A 15,168-nucleotide genomic window follows, 5' to 3' on the forward strand; every position below is an offset into this window, starting at 1 on the left:
ATTGCAGCTAGCTTTTTACTATGACCAATTTCTGCCCAATTGATAGATTCTCATCACTATCATTCCAAGATTTAATTTGATCAACGGTTGTGCCATAGCGTTTTGCAATCTCATACAAAGTATCGCCTTTTTTTACAACATAAACATTCGACTGATAATTTTGTAACTGTTTCTTCTTTCGTGCAATATTATCGGCTTGATTCTCCGTCACATCATGCGGAACTAGTATTTTCTGTCCAAGCGTGACATTTTTATGTCTGGCAATCCCGTTAATTGTTTTTAATTGCATTACGGTAGTACGATGACGGGCTGCAATTTCATTGATATTCTCACCTTTCTTGACGCGATAGAACTGCCATGAAACCCTGGGGTCTTGATAAGTTTCCAGATTTTTTAAAAAGATCTCTTTATTGTTCTTAGGTAATAATAAAGTACGCGGCGCATCAGACACTTTAATTACATAGCGATTATAGGCCGGATTTAGGGCACTAAATTCAACTTCGGAAATGTTTGCTAGACGGGTAACTAAGGAGATGTCGATAGGTTCATGTATTTTAATTTGGTCAAAATACGGCCGGTTCGCTATCGGTCGAATTTGTATACCATATTTTTTAGAATTAACAATGATATCTTTAACCGCCAATAGCTTATATACGTAGTGCTTTGCATCAACAGGCAGGTTCAAATCATAAAAATTGCCTGATCTGCCTTTATGAATGCTCCTAGATAATACTTTACTGACAGCTCCTTCACCTAAATTGTATGCCGCGATGGCCAACTTCCAATTATCAAACTTCTGATACAGATATTGCAAATAATCGAGAGCGGCCTGAGTTGATGCAATAATGTCACGGCGATCATCGTGCCATACATTTTGTGCCAATCCTAAGATTCGCCCCGTTTCAGGTTGAAATTGCCATAACCCTGCAGTCTGGCTATTAGATTTAATCAGAGGATTGTATGTGCTTTCAACAACCGGCATCAACGCGATTTCCATCGGCATGCCGCGGCGCTCGACTTCCTCCACAATATAATACAGATACCGTTCGCTATTCGCGATAATACGATTAAAAAATTCCGGATTCTGCGAATAGGAAGCACCTATTCTATGAACTATTTTACTGTCTGGTGGCAACGCAAGTGCAAAACCATTTTGTAAGCGGCTCCACAAATTTGCATGATACTGAATCTTTCCTTGTACCAATCTTTCCGCAAATGCATCCAACGATATAAATGTACAAGTCCAAAAAAGTAACGATGTCAGTAAAACAAGAAGGCCATTTCTCTTTAAAATCATTTATATATATTATTTTTTATATCCATATCAGCTAACAGGATATATAAATTTCCGATCTTTGCAAACTGTTTTTTACATGAAAAAATACACCTATTCAGAAAATAATGTTTACTATCATAATATTATATAAATTACTTTAAGAAAAATATTAAGAATCATTCTCGAATATTGGATTGACTATTGAATTCCTGAAGTAAAATTGTTGATTTTGGCTGCCATCCCTTTTTTCGATAATCAACTGTAACGTTGGTAAAAATGCCGCCCCGCACGTAAAAACGAGCGATTAATCGAATATATCTTGGCTTTAAAGCTGCAACGAGATCATCGAGAATTTTATTAGTAACCGCTTCATGAAATACTCCCTCATTCCGGTATGACCAGATATAAAGCTTAAGGCTTTTCAGTTCAACGCATTTTTTATCCGGGATATAGTCCAGTATTAAGGTTGCGAAATCAGGCTGCCCTGTTTTGGGACACAAACAGGTAAATTCTGGAATCTCCATATGGATATGATAATCCCGGCCCATAAAAGGGTTTGGAAATGTCTCAAGCGTCTTCTCAAGTTTACTGGCCATTCTTCATGCTCATGGTTAAATTAATTCAGTTACAATAAATATCTTGCGCTATGCGTTTTCCCTATTATAACTGCCTTATCTCATAAACAAAAAATTGCGCTTAACCCATATCAAACTTGCCGGCTTCAAATCATTCGTCGATCCAACTGTAATTTCTATTTCCCAAGATCTTGTAGGCATCGTGGGTCCCAATGGTTGTGGTAAATCAAATATCATCGATGCGGTGCGCTGGGTTCTGGGTGAATCTAAGGCCTCTGCGCTACGGGGCGATTCGATGCAGGATGTTATCTTCGCAGGATCAGATAACCGGAAAGCTGTGGGACGCGCCAGTGTCGAAATAGTTTTTGATAATCACTTAGGTAAAATAACCGGGCAATGGTCTAGTTATGCAGAAATCGCGATTAAACGCGTGCTTCAACGCGATGGCATCTCAAACTATTTCATCAATAACCTGCAAGTACGCCGGCGTGATATTTACGATCTTTTCCTCGGCACTGGAGTCGGAGGCCGGGGTTATGCGATTATTGAGCAAGGCATGATCTCTCGAATTATTGAGGCAAAACCTCAGGAACTAAGAAGTTTTCTGGAGGAGGCGGCAGGAATCTCTCAATATCGGGAAAGACGACAGGAAACTTTCTTGCGTCTTATAGAGACCAGGAAAAATCTCACGCGGCTAGAAGATATTCGCCAGGAATTAATATCTCAGTTGCAACATCTCGAAATCCAGGCAAAGATTGCCCAGCAATATAAGAATTTACAAGAAAAATTGCATAGATCGCAATCTTTATTGTGGCTACAGCGTAAAGCTGAAGCGATTGACCAGCGAACTCATGCAGAAAATGCAATTAAAAGATTTGAAGCAGAATTGGATATTGTGCGCACAAGTCAACATAATGCAGAAATAGAATATGAAAAAAGCCGGGCAAAAGAATATGCCGTCAACGACAAACTGCTCCAAGTACAAGGGAAGTTGTATGCTACCGATGCTGAAATAGGACGTCTTGAGCAAGAAATAAGTTTCTTAAGAAACACAACTGATCGTATAGCACACCAAGTTCAAGAAGCTGAGAATCAACTAGCAAAAAGCAATGAATTAAAAAAAATTAAATTAGAAAACCTAGCACATTGGCATCAGGAAAAAACGAAAGCGGAACTCAATCACCAGAAAAGTATTCTCAAGCATGATGCAGAAAACAATAAACTCCCTGTTATTGAAGCGAATTTTCTCGCTTGCCAAACGAAATTAAACGAGAACCGGCATAATCTTCTCTTAACCGAACAAGCCAATCAACTTGAAGGTAGCCATCTTTCGCATGCCGAAAAGAATATCCAGCAACTTGAAGCACGATATAACCGTTTATTGAAAGAGCAAAGCGAACTTGCATCTATTGATCAATCCAGACTAACAGAGCAACAGCTAGAAATGGATCAAGCTGAATCTGCGTTAAATGAAGAAAACCGCAAGCATCAGGATATTGAACATCAATTAATTACGGCAACTCAATTTAAACAGCAAATAACTAATAAAATTCAAGAACTGCAACATACATTATCGCAGGCAACTGCCCGCTTCAATGCGCTGCAGGCTCTGCAGCAAAAACTGGAAAACAACCAGGATTTAACTGCTTGGCTGCGTAAACAGCAATTGGATGTTTTACCTCGCTTATGGCAAAAAATACAAATCCAGCCTGAATGGGAAAATGCGCTAGAAGCAGTTTTACAAGAGCGGCTCAATAGTATCGAATTTGAGCAATTGGATAGTATCCGGGAATGGATTAATGAGGTACCGTCTGGGAAGTGGACGATTTTTGAGCAAAGCCAAGACACTTCGCGCAATACTAGTCATCATTCAATAACTAACCAAATAAACTGTGAAAAACTGCTTACTTATGTCATGACAAATCAGCACGAAACTCAAAATGTGCTGGAGGATTGGTTAAGCAGAGTATATGTGATAGAGAATGCTGAGACGGGTCTCAGCAAAAGATCCATGTTAGACTCAAGCGAAATGCTGGTAACACGGCAAGGGCATATTATTACGCGTAATAGTTTTAACTTCTATGCACCTGATTCTCAATTGCATGGTGTTCTGTCCAGACAACAAGAACTTACCAATTTACAAAAAGAAATTGATCAGATTGAGTCTCTACTCCATCACCAGCATGGATTTTTAGCTGAAGCTGAACAACAGTGCACCGAATTTAATCGTGCACTCCAGATAATTAAAGAGAATAGCAAACAAATACAACAGCATTGGCATCGGTTACAACTTGAGACAGTGAAGCTTACACAAATTAACGAGCGAAGCGTTCATCGCAATGACCAGATCAATTCTGAATTGGCAGAAATCAAGCAGGCACTCGACAATGAGATTTCGCTGCAAGAATCTGCAAACGCTAGATTAACAAAAAATCTGGCGCAAATTGAAGCGTTCAAAGAAAATGTACAACAGGCTCAGCTAGCTTGGGAGGCAGCTGATCGTATACTCATAAATAAACGGCAACACATACAGCAAGCAACAAAGGAAATGCAGGAGATCGGATTTCATGTCAAGACCTGCCTGAGCAAAATCAATGAGACAGAACTTAGCGTCAAATCTATCGATGAAGATTTACAAAAATTAGCAGAGAGCCATGTCAATCTGCTCAAAGAAAAAGAGGGTTTAAACGAAACTCCACTCAATAAACAATTAGAGGCTGCTCAGATACAACGTAAATTGATTGATCAATCAGCTTCACAGGCACGGCAGGAAGTCGATGATACCGCACGCTATTTACGTGAAATTGAAAATACCCGCATGGCATCAGAACAAAAATCACATGTCTTGCAAGATGCCATCAATCAAACCCGGCTCAAGGAACAAGCAGCCAATATTACAATTAGCCAATTTGAAGAACTGATCAATAATGCTAACGTCGACACGAAACAGTTGTTACCTTTCTACGGGGAGAAGGATATTGCAGCATTACAATCAGAGATTCATCAACTTAACGCAGAGATTGCCACAGTGGGAACTGTCAATCTTGCTGCATTAGAAGAACTCGAGATTGCTCGCGCACGAGAAACCAGCTTACTTACACAATTACAGGATCTCGATGCAGCCATTGCAACCTTGGAAAATGCTATCCAGCAAATAGACCGGGAAACTCAAATACGCTTGAAAGAAACTTTTACACAGGTCAATACTTTTTTAAACGAGATTTTCCCGGTTATTTTTACAGGCGGGAAAGCCCGGCTTGAATTTTGTGACGAAAAGGTTCCAGATGACGGTTTATTATTGATGGCGCAACCGCCTGGTAAGAAAAACAGTTCTATTCATTCATTATCGGGTGGAGAAAAAGCCTTAACTGCATTGGCGCTGATCTTCTCTTTATTCCGCTTAAATCCGGCGCCGTTTTGCTTGCTGGATGAAGTGGATGCACCACTCGATGATAGCAATACAGGGCGTTTTTGTGAGTTAGTAAAAAATATGGCGAAACAAACCCAATTCCTGTTTATTAGTCATAATAAAATAACCATGGAGATGGCACAGCGATTAATAGGCGTTACAATGCAAGAGCAAGGAGTATCAAGAATTGTGGCTGTAGATCTCGCTGATGCCATTAAAATGGGTACGCGGAATGTACAACCTATAATCTAGTGATTGTGGTTGAACGTATAAAACTGACATAATCTGATATCTGTGCTTTGCATAAGGGTAATTTTAGGAGATAGCAAGGAGGTATTATGGAGATATTGAATATGAGTGACTTGCAAATAAGCTTGATTATCATTGGCGTAATAATTATTGCCGGTGTTGCTGTCTTCAATTGGCTACAACAACTGCGTTACCGGCGTAAAGTACAAGCCGCGTTTGATCACAAGCACGATGATATTCTTTTAGATACTCATAATTCTGAAGAAAGCTTTCAACGGATTGAACCAAAATTCAATAAAACACCGCCGGATATTCCTTTTGATCCTTTTATTCAAACCGAATTACCACCTATTGAATCCAAAAAATCACCGGCAAGGCCAGCAGCTAACGCTCCTGCCAATATTTCGGCCAGCGCCGTTACGAATTCATCCGCCACTTCCCCCATTCTTGATTACGACAGCAATACAAATTACGTTGTCAACATTCGATCAGAATCGGTTATTGCCAATACCTACATCGCCAAACTGCTGCAAAGAAAGTTTGACTTCGGGAAACCGGTTTACTGGCTAGGACAGCGAGACAAAAATGATTCTTGGGAAGAAATCACCAATGAATCCAATGTCGATAGTGATGGCTACAGCCATATGAAAGGCTGTTTGCAGCTTGCCGATAGAGCCGGTCCCATCAGTGAAGTTAATATATCTAAATTCAGGGATTTAGTACTAGATTTTGCGTCACAAGTACATGCTACGGCAGAATGTCCGGATATTGTCAGTACGCATGAAAAAGCCGTAATGCTTGATAAATTTTGCGCTGAAGTGGATGTCATGATAGGCATTAATATCATTAGTAAAGATGACGGCGCATTTGTTGGCACCAAAATCCGTGCATTAGCAGAAGCCTCTGGGTTTCGGCTCGAATCGGAAGGAATATTCAAATATCGCGATGATAATAATAATGTATTGTTCACACTCAACAACTATGAATCACCTCCATTCTTGCCCGACAACATAAAGTCACTCACAACACACGGCGTGACGTTTCTGTTGGATGTCCCGAGAGTTGCGCATGGAGAAAGGGTATTTGACCAAATGACCCACCTGGCAAAGATTTTCTCCAATACACTTGGTGGAATTATGGTTGATGATAATCGGGTTCCATTGAGTGATAGTGGAATTCTAAGAAGCAAACAACAATTGATTGAAATACAAACTTCAATGAAAAAGAATCATATTAATGCAGGCAGCCCAAGCGCTTTGAGATTGTTTGTGTAATAAAAACTTTTCACTTAAAAATTAAAGATAAATACTTAAGCGTCCGTAATCGCTATCAATGCAACACAACGCTTTGATATATTTATTTTGTAACAATTGGTTAGAAAATATTGTTAAGTGACAGTTGTAAATAATAGACTATGCTGATGATACATATTCTAATTTAGCACTAGAATTAACTTTAATTCGCAATAGCATATTTTATTAGATGATTAATTACTATAATAACTTTCTTTAATAAAGAGATAACAATGAATCAATCTTCAAATACAAGACAATCTTTCTCACCCATTGAAGTCAAACTTGAATCAGGAAAAGACTACTATTGGTGCACTTGCGGCCGGAGCAAATCACAGCCCTTTTGCGATGGCTCTCATAAGAATACCGAATTCACACCCAAAAAATTTAGTGTTAGTGAGAATAAAACAGCTTGGTTATGCACTTGCAAAAAAACCAGCAATGCCCCTTTTTGTGATGGCACTCATCTCAAATTGTAAGAAGCATACAGGCACTGTACTTTCATAAAAGAAAAACAAAGCATCGCTAGAGCGATCAAGTACTGAGGCACGTCAACAGAATTTAAAATTTGGTTACCCATTAGCCTTTTAATAGTTCAAAAAGTAGTGTCTCCATGGAAACAGAACTGAAATCTTTAGAAGAAAAAGTTTTTCTACTTTTACGCTTGTATCAGGATACTCGCATAGAGAACAAAAAGTTACGTAAAGAGCTTGCAGACACGCACGCCCAATGTGAAAAATTAAATGAAAAAATTCATGTTGCTGCTGACCGTCTTGAGACACTACTTTTAAATATGCCAGATAATGAATAATAAACCGCTGAATCTCAATATTATGGGGCGTGAGCTTTACGTTACTTGTCCTGATGAAGAGCGAGAAGAAATTCAACTCGCAGCAGCTTATCTAGACAGAAAAATTCAGGAAATCAAAGCAGAAGGAAAAGTTATTGATTCTGATCGTATTGCAATTATTGCAGCACTAAGTATCACGCATGAATTACTCATGTTGCGTAACGGAACTGGCTTTGACATGAATGAATTTAGGCGTAGAATTATATCATTGAAGAATAAAGTTGATGAAGTAATCAGCGAAAAAGGAAGTTAGAATTGTTGTGCATTAAAGGTTAATCCCTGCGGTGTTTGTTAAGATCTATATTCTTTGAACCAAGTATTAGAAAATGGTTGTGGACTTTAGTGATACTGTTGTGCGCACCGATATACTGGATGTGCCTGATGTATCCGTGAAGCAACCGCCTTGGACCTCATGGTTCAAGATGAAGATCTGACGGCATATGTGGGGAGCTATTACGGGGCAAGAAATGTTTATAAGCGTTTCTTGCCCTTTTTAGTTTTCTGCTTGCTACTTTACTGACAATAAATTTCACATGCGACAAGGCATGAATACTCCATTCTCCTTTCCTCCTAAAACATTTTTGTTTGATATTGGCCGCGTTCTACTCGATTTTGATTTTGAATCAGCATTGTTAAAGTTGATACCTCAAAGGATTAATAATCCCAAAGAGCGCATTCAACAAGTACTTGAGCAGAAGGATGCATTAGAAGCCGGATTAATCGACCCGGAAAAATATGCGAATTGGGCACTGAAGATCTTCGAAAGCGATGCCACATTGCCACAGTTTTATCACGCTTGGCAACAAATTTTCACCGTAAATGAACCCATGTGGCGCTGTGTCCGGCAACTTGCCAGCAATAATCACGCGTTGATTCTGATTTCAAATATCAATGCAATCCATTGCCCTTGGATATTTACTGCTTACCCTGAATTCTCTTACTTTGAACACAAAATATTGTCATTTGAAATTGGTATTCTTAAACCTGAATTTGCCATTTATCAACACGCAATCAAAACTTTTCAGCTTAATCCAACGACAACCATTTATATTGATGATCAACCACAAAACATTGCATCCGGTAGAGAACTCGGTTTTCAGTGCTGGCAATACGATTTGAATGACCACCAGGCTTTTGAAATCTGGCTCAAAAAACTTTAGTAACAGGCCATTGAAAGTTTTTGCTTATCAAGCATCCGATTATTTTTCTGCCAGAAAATGTTCAACCATTGCCTGTTTATAATCGATCTGACCAAACGAAACATCTTTTAACTGCCCCTTCCGATCGAACAAAATACAAGATGGCGTACCTTGTAGTGCAAAGCGTTCAAAAGTTTCAGCTTTCATAGACTTTTGTTCCATGTAATGCCTGACCTGCTGCAGCACAGATCTCTTCTGTTCATCGCTGAATTTCTCAAAATCAGGGAGAAATTCGTGTGCATAACGCAGTACTCGTTCATCGGTTACAGGTTCGGTTTCCGCCACGATGCGATCCATACCAACGGCAAAAGGTATCTTCCAAGGCAACTTGCCTTCCGACAATATGCCATATTGATTAAGCGCTTTGAATGTCTCACCGATCACTTCGCCCGTTGTAACTAATTTCTGTAGATTCTCGAGCGTATTTTTATCATAATCTTCAAATGCGGTAGCCAGCCCGATCACAACCAATCCCTGCTGATGATATCTCTCATGCAGCTCAATGGCTCTAGGTAATGAATAAATAAAACAACCGGGGCAATTAACCTGAAAAACTTCGATCAATACGACCGAACCAATCAGATCGCTTAACAAAATAGGCCCGCCTTGCACCCAAGTATCGACAGTAATATCAGAAAGTAAGTGATTATTCATGGTTAAAATAGTTAAAATGTGCAGAAAGTCTTGGAATATTACAGAAACTGAGCGTTATCGTGCAGAATTTTGACTAAAAATATTACAATCCATCAAAAAATGCGTTACTGGTTAATGAAGTCTGAACCCTATGAATTCAACATTGATGATTTTGCAGCACGGCCAAATCAGACCGTTGCGTGGGAAGGTGTGCATAACTATCAATCGCGCAATTTTATGCGTAATCAAATGGCTATAAACGATCAGGTTTTTTTCTATCATTCATGCTGCAAAGATCCCGGCATCATGGGGATTGCAGTCGTCAGCAAACCGGCTTATCCGGATGCCACGCAATTCAATCCCGGCAGTAAATATTTTGATTCCAAAGCAGTAATCAACAATCCGCGATGGTTTAATGTTGAAATAACCCTGGTTAAAAGAACTCGCCTGATCCCGATAAAGGAACTCAGGCAATATCCGGAGCTGCACAGGATGCGGGTATTACAAACCGGTAACCGCCTATCGATCACCCCGGTTGATCCGGCAGAATGGCAATTCATTATGACTGTTCTGTAATGTGTTTTAATCTTTTGTCTTTTTCATCTAAACTTACAGGGAATAATCCATGGAGTGGTGGCTGATTTACCTGCTAACTGGTACTTTTGTGGGCTTTTTTGCTGGCTTGCTCGGCATTGGCGGCGGACTCATTATCGTGCCCGTACTGATTTCTCTATTCACTGCTCAGGATTTTCCTGCTGATCGCATCATCCATCTTGCGCTGGGCACCACCATGGCCACCATTATCTTCACCTCGGCTTCCAGCTTCCGCACGCACCACCAGCATGGTGCAGTGAATTGGCAGATCGTCAGAAATATCACACCCGGTATCTTTCTCGGCACTTTCGGCGGAGCAGTTTTGGCCAGTACGATGACCGGTCAGTTATTGAGCGTCATTTTTGTCATTTTCATCTTTTATGCCGCCACACAAATGCTGTTGCAATTCCGCCCCAGCCCAATTTTCCAGCTCCCGGGGAAAATCGGAATGTTTTTCGCCGGTAGCATTATCGGTGCACTATCCAGTCTGGTTGCCATTGGTGGCGGATTATTGTCCGTGCCATTTCTGACACTCTGCAATGTCAAACTTCAGCATGCTATAGGCACAGCAGCAGCCATAGGTTTCCCAATCGCACTAGCGGGCACCGCCGGTTATGTCGCCAATGGCTACCTACAACCGGAAGCACTGCCTGAGTACAGCCTGGGTTATGTCTATTTGCCGGCATTATTCTGGCTGGTGCTAGCCAGTATGCTGACAGCACCTCTCGGAGCGAGGCTCACGCATTCCACCAAAACTGCTATTCTAAGAACTATTTTTGTTGTGCTGTTGTATGGTTTGGGCATTAGAATGTTAATGGGATTATTCTAATTGACAAAAAGGCGAGGCACCGATATGAAAATGAGCTTATTGAATCCATTTTTAACCGGCTAGTGACTGAGGGAAGTGTACAAACTCCAGCAATTAATACGGTAGTTTGGTATTGAGATTCCTATCATCATCCTCTACTGTCCCATTAACTTCCACAGTGGAGGTAGGCTGATTTTTATGGAGTCCAAAGTTTCATAAAATGAATGTATGAAATGGAGGATGAAGATAGAATTACCCCATACACGATATAACCAGGAATTTCGGAAGCAATCAGTTAAAAGCTAGCTCATCCGGGAAGTGCGTACTTTCAGTTTCAACTGACCATAACAAAATGACTTCATGCAGCACCATAATTTTAAGTTTAAAGAATCCGGCATCCCTAAAACCATAGGCCATTTTGTGCAAAATTCTGATCTTGTTATTGACGTTCTCCAACGGCCCAGTTGATAAACCATAGAATTCGAAATAAACCAGGATGCTTGAACCGTGTGCCGCAATAGTTTTAGAGAATTGCTTGAGCATGTTGATATCCTAAGCAGCGGCTTATTTTACCCATTCATCCAATGCATTTTGAGCTGAGGTTTTATCCGATTGATGCCAGATATTGCGCAACTCTGCTTTCATGTAATAGACCGTTGCCAAAGGCTTAGCCAATCGGGGAATAGTTTCGTTTCGTTTCGTTTCGTCTCCTCGCATCGCATCGCAGCCAGCGCTACTTTTGCCTTGAATTCACAGGAGTATTGGTTGCGTTTCCCACTCATGATCATGATCCTCTATATTGTCCATAACAGAGCTGAACAGCCTGTCCAGTTTTGCGTTACCACTTCAAACCGGTCTTAGCAAGTGCAATTTACTGATGAAGCATTTTTTTCTTGCGGATGCACTATGCTAGAATGCAAATTATCCGCCGCAAGTATCTGATTTTTTCCAGTCTTCTTTGCTTTATACATTGCTTGATCTGCGCGCTTAAAAATACTCTCTTGCGATTCCCCTACTTGATACTGCGCAACGCCAGCGCTAAAAGTAATTAACAAGCGTTTATTTTCGTACAAAAAGAATTTCTTAGTTAAATTGCGGAGTATTCTTGATGAAATCAAGAGTGCTTCTTCAAGCACCGTATTTGGAAGTAGTATTGCAAACTCTTCGCCACCATAGCGCGACACAATATCTTCTGGTCGTGTTGTTTCTTTGATAGCACCGACCAGGAAAACCAGAGCATCATCGCCTACTTTATGTCCATGTGTATCATTTAGTTGCTTGAAATTATCAATATCTAACAACACAAAACATAGGGGTTCTTGATTACGCTGTGCGCGTGATATTTCACGTTCAAATGCGCTATCCAAACCGCGTCGGTTAAATGTACCTGTGAGGTGATCCTCTTGTACCTTCTCCGCCATTTCCAATAACTTAATTTCAAGTTGACTGATTTGATCTTGTGCTTTGCTCACTTCTGCCCGAGTAACAATTAAATCATCACGATATTCTAAGACGCTGCTTTGTACTTGTTTAGTTTCTTGCATAATTTCCACGAGCAATTGATTCAGTTCTTCTAGATCATTAGTCTGATTAACTTTATCTGAAAAATATTCTAGCTTAACTTGGTATGTTCCCGTTGCATCAGTGAGTTCTTCAATATTATGGATGAGGGAATTCACCATCTGCTTCACAGTAACCCTAGCTTTGCCTAAGCTTTGCTTTATGATTTCTTGCTTGTGAATGATTTCTTTTAGATACTGCTCTGCTTGAGCCATTATTTGCAAATTCAGTGGCCTAGATATGGTCTCTTTTAACCTAGAGATTTGCTCCTTAATCCACTGATCCTCAGATAACAATTCACCGGTACTGTCCATTAATAAATTTAGCAATTTGAGCAAACCCTGTTGCAACTTGATCCCACTCTCACCATGCGATTCGAATTTGACACAAAACTTCTGAAAATTAGCAACAAATTGCTCCATTTCCTGTTTATCTTGAATTTTCCGTACTTGTTGTGCCAATGTTCTAGCTTCATTGGTTAGCGCAGCATCATCAAGCAGGGTCACCGCGATATGTTCAAGCATTTGTGCCAATAGCTCCAGCATTTGGCCAGTAAAATTACTGATCACATCCTTTTGTTCTGAGGCAATATACTCTGGATGAGAATTTTTTGGATCAGATTCAACAAGCGAGAAGCCTTCACCATTCGCTATCATTTCTTGAGGATTCGATGCCAATGCGCACCATGAATCAATAAGCCTTCTTAATTCATTATGTAATTGATCCGAGTCTTTTGAAAACTTGATAAGAACTTGATGAAGGTCTTGCCATTTTCTATCACAAATCAATGTTTGGTTTTTAGCTGGTAAGAGATTAAATAATTCTTCAATTGTTCCTCCCCACGGAATATCCGGTTCCGATATTGAATTCACCAAGATTGTATGCTTATTTACAGGTTCAGTCTCATTTGTAACAAGCTTAATCATTACCGATTTAAATTTTATCCAATTTCTCTCATTTGCAGCCTGTTCAAGATTATTGGCAAAGTTAAGCAATTGCGGTGTATGGCGTGGAAGTTCTTTGGCTAAATCAGTTAGCATTTTTGCGGTAATAGCAGATATTTGATTAGGTGGATTACCCGCAATTTGATCGTATAGCTTATGGTAATTATCCGGTGTAGGCGAGACTTTAAGCAACGCAAGTTGCTTTAACGTTTCACGCGCTATAAAAGAAGGGTTAGAATTTTTACTTTCATTCATACAAATAACAAGCTGAAATACCAATAAAAATATATTAGCGGAGATATGCTGCCATTCTTGAGCTGTTCAGCATAATATCTTTTTGTCTCAATCAAAAATATTAATACAGTAATCAGATTCAGAAAAACCCATCACCAATTTTTTTGCTTAGAAGCACCCCGCTGCATCTGAAAAATGTGACGGGGTATAGAAAAATTAAAATCAGCTATAAAATACATATAGCGTGCTATCCATTGTAAAATTCAACGTCTTGTGTAAATACTTAAATTTTCGTTTCGTACTGGGAGAAAAGATAATTTTGGAGCGATTGATGAAAGCGATATATCTTGAGAAAGGCTTATCAGTAAACGTTCTACAATATGGTAATATCAAGGCCCCGGGAGATTGCGGTGAAAATCAGGTTCTGGTGCGTATCAAGGCGATCGGTATCAATCCAATCGATTGCAAAATTCGCACCACACCCGAACGTTTTCCCGTTACCTATCCCTTAATACCGGGTTGTGACGGCGCCGGAATTGTGCAAGCCGTCGGCTTACATGTAAAAAACTTCAAACCCGGTGATGAAGTGTATTTTTCGCAACCGAGTTTTAATAACCGCCAGGGCACTTACACCGAATATGTGCTGGTAGATGCTGGATTGCTTGCATTGAAACCGCATGCTTTGTCATTTGAACAGGCTGCTGCTGCACCGCTGGTTTTTATCACCGCTTGGGAAGCTTTGCACGACCGGGTACATATCACACGCAACCAAACAATATTGATCCACGCCGGCGCCGGCGGTGTTGGTCATGCAGCCATTCAATTGGCAAAATTAACCGGTGCCAAGGTGATAACAACAGTGAGCAGTGAGGAAAAAGCCAATTTTGTACGTCGACTGGGTGCCGACAAAATTATCAATTACCGGAATCAAGACGTAACGGCCGAAGTATCGCAATGGACAGATGGCAAAGGCGTGGATATCGCTTTTGATACTATTGGTCCGGAGGTATTACAAAGCTGCTTTCATTGTGTTAAGCCTTACGGTGATGTCGTGACTATCCTGCAACCTGCACCGGATACCGATTGGAGTGAGGCGCGCAAACGCAACGTACGGCTAAGCTTTGAATTAATGCTTACACCCGTTCTGATGGAATTGGAAGACGCGAAATGTCATCAAGGCGAAATACTGATGCAATGCACTGCATTGTTCGATGCAAACAAGTTGTCCGTAGAAATCGCACGCACCTTTGGGTTAGCAGATGCTGTTGCTGCACAGAATTTTCTCGAGGAAAATCATCCAATCGGCAAGCTTGTGATGGTAATCTGAGATTTGTCCGAATCTCTCAGTTGATAATCCTTAGTCACCCATTTACAAATTAATAATTCAGATCAATACCCATACATAAATCACTATGCATTAACCCCTTTAAACTTCAGAACGTATGTTTAAGCAACGATTCTTATCGAAGAATAGCGCACTTTATTTTTTGATAGTGTAATTAGTCAGCCCTGAAATATCCACAAGCACTTGATACTATGCTTGAA

13 protein-coding genes, 1 other RNA gene and 1 pseudogene are annotated in these 15,168 nt (G+C 40.2%); 10 read left to right on the forward strand and 5 right to left on the reverse strand.

The annotated features are described in order from the left end of the window. Positions 1-7: 7 nt before the first annotated feature. Both NIT79A3_RS08850 and queF read right to left on the reverse strand, forming a co-directional pair. On the reverse strand, positions 8-1,297 hold the full coding sequence (locus NIT79A3_RS08850; protein WP_013965868.1) for a LysM peptidoglycan-binding domain-containing protein: 1,290 nt from the start codon (positions 1,295-1,297) through the stop codon (positions 8-10). 155 nt (positions 1,298-1,452) lie between these two features. Next, positions 1,453-1,872 (reverse strand): preQ(1) synthase, encoded by a 420-nt coding sequence (gene queF / locus NIT79A3_RS08855; protein ID WP_013965869.1) that lies wholly within the window; start codon positions 1,870-1,872, stop codon positions 1,453-1,455. 94 nt (positions 1,873-1,966) lie between these two features. Between queF and smc the strand changes: the two genes are divergently transcribed. The 7 genes from smc to NIT79A3_RS08885 all read left to right on the forward strand — a co-directional run bounded on the left by smc (position 1,967) and on the right by NIT79A3_RS08885 (position 8,811). Beyond that, positions 1,967-5,512, forward strand: a complete 3,546-nt coding sequence (smc, locus tag NIT79A3_RS08860; protein WP_013965870.1) for a chromosome segregation protein SMC — start codon at positions 1,967-1,969, stop codon at positions 5,510-5,512. A gap of 101 nt (positions 5,513-5,613) precedes the next feature. Continuing rightward, positions 5,614-6,783: a cell division protein ZipA C-terminal FtsZ-binding domain-containing protein gene (locus NIT79A3_RS08865; RefSeq protein WP_348225590.1), complete on the forward strand. Its 1,170-nt coding sequence runs from the start codon at positions 5,614-5,616 to the stop codon at positions 6,781-6,783. Positions 6,784-7,034: 251 nt separating this feature from the next. Continuing rightward, on the forward strand, positions 7,035-7,280 hold the full coding sequence (locus NIT79A3_RS08870; protein WP_013965872.1) for a CDGSH iron-sulfur domain-containing protein: 246 nt from the start codon (positions 7,035-7,037) through the stop codon (positions 7,278-7,280). A 134-nt stretch (positions 7,281-7,414) separates the two neighbouring features. After that, the gene (locus NIT79A3_RS08875; protein WP_013965873.1) at positions 7,415-7,612 is read left to right on the forward strand and encodes a hypothetical protein; all 198 of its coding nucleotides are present in this window, start codon (positions 7,415-7,417) and stop codon (positions 7,610-7,612) included. Next, positions 7,605-7,904, forward strand: coding sequence for a cell division protein ZapA (locus NIT79A3_RS08880; protein WP_013965874.1), 300 nt, complete (start codon positions 7,605-7,607; stop codon positions 7,902-7,904). The genes NIT79A3_RS08875 and NIT79A3_RS08880 overlap by 8 nt, the downstream gene beginning before the upstream one ends. Before the next feature lie 20 nt (positions 7,905-7,924). Further along, positions 7,925-8,104, forward strand: a non-coding RNA gene (gene ssrS / locus NIT79A3_RS18295) — 6S RNA. A 92-nt stretch (positions 8,105-8,196) separates the two neighbouring features. Continuing rightward, the gene (locus NIT79A3_RS08885; protein ID WP_041360274.1) at positions 8,197-8,811 is read left to right on the forward strand and encodes an HAD family phosphatase; all 615 of its coding nucleotides are present in this window, start codon (positions 8,197-8,199) and stop codon (positions 8,809-8,811) included. 39 nt (positions 8,812-8,850) lie between these two features. On the opposite strand, the gene NIT79A3_RS08890 is transcribed toward NIT79A3_RS08885, so the two are convergent. Then, the gene (locus tag NIT79A3_RS08890) at positions 8,851-9,504 is read right to left on the reverse strand and encodes a thiol-disulfide isomerase (protein WP_013965876.1); all 654 of its coding nucleotides are present in this window, start codon (positions 9,502-9,504) and stop codon (positions 8,851-8,853) included. 99 nt (positions 9,505-9,603) lie between these two features. Here NIT79A3_RS08890 and NIT79A3_RS08895 point away from each other — a divergent pair, with 99 nt between their 5' ends. Together NIT79A3_RS08895 and NIT79A3_RS08900 are read left to right on the forward strand one after the other, a co-directional pair. Further along, positions 9,604-10,059, forward strand: coding sequence for an EVE domain-containing protein (locus NIT79A3_RS08895; protein WP_041360276.1), 456 nt, complete (start codon positions 9,604-9,606; stop codon positions 10,057-10,059). 49 nt (positions 10,060-10,108) lie between these two features. After that, positions 10,109-10,906: a sulfite exporter TauE/SafE family protein gene (locus NIT79A3_RS08900; protein ID WP_013965878.1), complete on the forward strand. Its 798-nt coding sequence runs from the start codon at positions 10,109-10,111 to the stop codon at positions 10,904-10,906. 270 nt (positions 10,907-11,176) lie between these two features. Here the strand turns inward: NIT79A3_RS08900 and NIT79A3_RS19480 are convergent. Continuing rightward, a pseudogene (locus NIT79A3_RS19480) lies at positions 11,177-11,602 on the reverse strand (transposase). A 140-nt stretch (positions 11,603-11,742) separates the two neighbouring features. Then, on the reverse strand, positions 11,743-13,644 hold the full coding sequence (locus tag NIT79A3_RS08910) for a GGDEF domain-containing protein (protein ID WP_013965879.1): 1,902 nt from the start codon (positions 13,642-13,644) through the stop codon (positions 11,743-11,745). Between the two features lie 310 nt (positions 13,645-13,954). On the opposite strand from NIT79A3_RS08910, the gene NIT79A3_RS08915 reads away from it, so the two are divergent. Further along, positions 13,955-14,950 carry a zinc-binding dehydrogenase gene (locus tag NIT79A3_RS08915; RefSeq protein WP_013965880.1) on the forward strand — a complete coding sequence of 332 codons (996 nt, stop codon included), beginning with the start codon at positions 13,955-13,957 and terminating at the stop codon, positions 14,948-14,950. Positions 14,951-15,168: the final 218 nt, after the last annotated feature.

The sequence above is a fragment of the Nitrosomonas sp. Is79A3 genome (genome assembly GCF_000219585.1).
Taxonomy (GTDB): domain Bacteria; phylum Pseudomonadota; class Gammaproteobacteria; order Burkholderiales; family Nitrosomonadaceae; genus Nitrosomonas.

What these genes read in the sequence shown, in the direction of transcription:
- NIT79A3_RS08850 (WP_013965868.1), bottom strand. Translation starts at nt 1,297, where the DNA reads ATGATTTTAAAGAGAAATGGCCTTCTTGTTTTACTGACATCGTTACTT.
- queF (WP_013965869.1), bottom strand. Translation starts at nt 1,872, where the DNA reads ATGGCCAGTAAACTTGAGAAGACGCTTGAGACATTTCCAAACCCTTTT.
- NIT79A3_RS08865 (WP_348225590.1), top strand. Translation starts at nt 5,614, where the DNA reads ATGAGTGACTTGCAAATAAGCTTGATTATCATTGGCGTAATAATTATT.
- NIT79A3_RS08870 (WP_013965872.1), top strand. Translation starts at nt 7,035, where the DNA reads ATGAATCAATCTTCAAATACAAGACAATCTTTCTCACCCATTGAAGTC.
- NIT79A3_RS08875 (WP_013965873.1), top strand. Translation starts at nt 7,415, where the DNA reads ATGGAAACAGAACTGAAATCTTTAGAAGAAAAAGTTTTTCTACTTTTA.
- NIT79A3_RS08880 (WP_013965874.1), top strand. Translation starts at nt 7,605, where the DNA reads ATGAATAATAAACCGCTGAATCTCAATATTATGGGGCGTGAGCTTTAC.
- NIT79A3_RS08885 (WP_041360274.1), top strand. Translation starts at nt 8,197, where the DNA reads ATGAATACTCCATTCTCCTTTCCTCCTAAAACATTTTTGTTTGATATT.
- NIT79A3_RS08890 (WP_013965876.1), bottom strand. Translation starts at nt 9,504, where the DNA reads ATGAATAATCACTTACTTTCTGATATTACTGTCGATACTTGGGTGCAA.
- NIT79A3_RS08895 (WP_041360276.1), top strand. Translation starts at nt 9,604, where the DNA reads ATGCGTTACTGGTTAATGAAGTCTGAACCCTATGAATTCAACATTGAT.
- NIT79A3_RS08900 (WP_013965878.1), top strand. Translation starts at nt 10,109, where the DNA reads ATGGAGTGGTGGCTGATTTACCTGCTAACTGGTACTTTTGTGGGCTTT.
- NIT79A3_RS08910 (WP_013965879.1), bottom strand. Translation starts at nt 13,644, where the DNA reads ATGAATGAAAGTAAAAATTCTAACCCTTCTTTTATAGCGCGTGAAACG.
- NIT79A3_RS08915 (WP_013965880.1), top strand. Translation starts at nt 13,955, where the DNA reads ATGAAAGCGATATATCTTGAGAAAGGCTTATCAGTAAACGTTCTACAA.